The organism is Ruegeria sp. AL12, from assembly GCF_056540885.1.
Map to the genome: position 1 here is coordinate 1 of NZ_JBQFXN010000035.1, position 1,769 is coordinate 1,769.

The 1,769-nt window shown below is 58.3% G+C and carries 1 protein-coding gene and 2 pseudogenes; 2 read left to right on the top strand and 1 reads right to left on the bottom strand.

Annotated features, from left to right (window positions below):
- A pseudogene (locus ACR0C6_RS21055) lies at nt 1-334 on the top strand (hypothetical protein); the annotation flags it as partial.
- On the opposite strand, the pseudogene ACR0C6_RS21060 reads toward ACR0C6_RS21055, so the two are convergent.
- Nucleotides 279-884 (bottom strand): annotated as a pseudogene (locus ACR0C6_RS21060) (glycosyltransferase); the annotation flags it as partial. The pseudogenes ACR0C6_RS21055 and ACR0C6_RS21060 sit on opposite strands and share 56 nt — an antisense overlap.
- A 73-nt stretch (nt 885-957) precedes the next feature.
- Between ACR0C6_RS21060 and ygfZ the strand changes: the two are divergent.
- Nucleotides 958-1,701, top strand: coding sequence for a CAF17-like 4Fe-4S cluster assembly/insertion protein YgfZ (gene ygfZ, locus ACR0C6_RS21065; RefSeq protein ID WP_480621043.1), 744 nt, complete (start codon nt 958-960; stop codon nt 1,699-1,701).
- Nucleotides 1,702-1,769 lie beyond the last annotated feature (68 nt).

Sequence of the window (1,769 nt, forward strand, 5' to 3'; positions counted from 1 at the left end):
GCGTAAGGTCCCCGCGATTACAGGAGATTATCAGATCCTCGCACAAAGCTATGAGGACCTGATCGAGCAGGTCGGCAAGTTGAAAAACGAATGGGAATACCTGCAGGCCAACGCCCATATTCTGGTGCTGCAAATCGTGGCGCTTTGTCTTGTTAGCTTTGCGGCCCCATTTCGATTGGGAAAATCTTTGGTCGAGTTACGTACGAAGCTCAACGCCGATAGCCCCGCGCCAACACCTGTGGATCAACTCCCAGAAAATAGCGCAGAAGTGTCCACAAGTTCCGCGTGCCCCGCCGAAACCAACCTGCCTGTTCGTAGCGCTCCGCGCTCGTAAAGGCGCGCGACTCGAGTATTGCGATCCGTGGCAATACGCGCACCAGCGCCACATCTTCCATCAAGGGTTGGTCCGGATACCCGCCAGCCGCCAGATAGACATTACGCTGAACCAGCAACCCCTGATCTCCGTACGGTAAACCGAACAGCCTGCTGCGCAAATTGGCCCATCCGGCCACCCAGGCTGGCGCAAGCCCACGCGCGCGAAAAGCCAACCGAAACGCCGCTGGTGCGTTGGATGGCAGATGGGCGCTTACGCTCTTGGCCCATCCCTCTTGCAACACGGTGTCTGCATGAAGGATCAGAAGCCAGTCTCCATCAGCATGCGCGCACCCCCGGCGCAATTGACCGCCGCGCGATGGCTCACCTCTAATGACATGCGCGCCAACATCTTCTGCTATTCTCAACGTCTGGTCTGTTGAGCCTGCATCGCTGACGATCAGGTCCCGGATCAGCCCGGAATGCACCCCTTCCATCAGGGCTTCAAGGCACGCAGGCAAGGAATCGGCGGCATTCAAGGTTGGAATCACTACAGTGACGGGTGCGGGCACGTCCGATAACCTCTGGTCTTGGCTGCGGGACTTCCTATATCACGAGGCCAAAGGCAATGACGAGGACCAAGCCATGCTCACCCGCCGCATCCTGCGCCTGACCGGCTCGGACACCGAAGACTTTTTGCAGGACCTCGTCACCAATGACGTTCAGGGGCTGGGCAATGGGCTTGTTTATACGGCGTTGCTTACTCCACAGGGCAAGTATCTGGCCGATTTCTTTCTGAAACGCGATGACGGTGGCGTGCTGCTGGACGTGGCCGAGCCACTTGCAGATGACCTGATCAAGCGCCTGAACATGTACAAACTCCGTGCGGATGTGGTGATCGAAGGCACGGATCTGCATCTGCAGCGCGGCACAGGTCCAGCACCGGACACCGCCCTGCCCGACCCCCGTCACGCGGATATGGGTTGGCGTGACTATTCGACAGCCCCAGATGGCGATGACGGAACCGACTGGGACGCGCTGCGCGTTCGACACTGCATCCCCGAGGCTGGGGTCGAACTTACGCCAGACAGCTATATCCTCGAATCCGGGTTCGAGGCGCTGAATGGTGTGGATTTCAAAAAGGGTTGCTATGTCGGTCAGGAAGTGACTGCGCGCATGAAACACAAGACCGAGTTGCGCAAAGGCTTGCGGCGGGTCTTTGTCGAAGGATCGGTTCCGGCGGGGACTGAGATTACCGCAAACGGCAAACCCGTCGGCACCCTGTTCACGCAATCAGGCGGCCAAGGAATCGCGTATCTGCGCTTTGACCGTGCGAATGCAGACATGATGGCCGGAGACGTCGTGGTTCGCTTGACGGATCAAGCGTAACTTGTTGCCAAATCGGCACGGCCTTATCCGCCGTTTATCTCGTAAAGTTTGAACCCGTTACCCAGCCC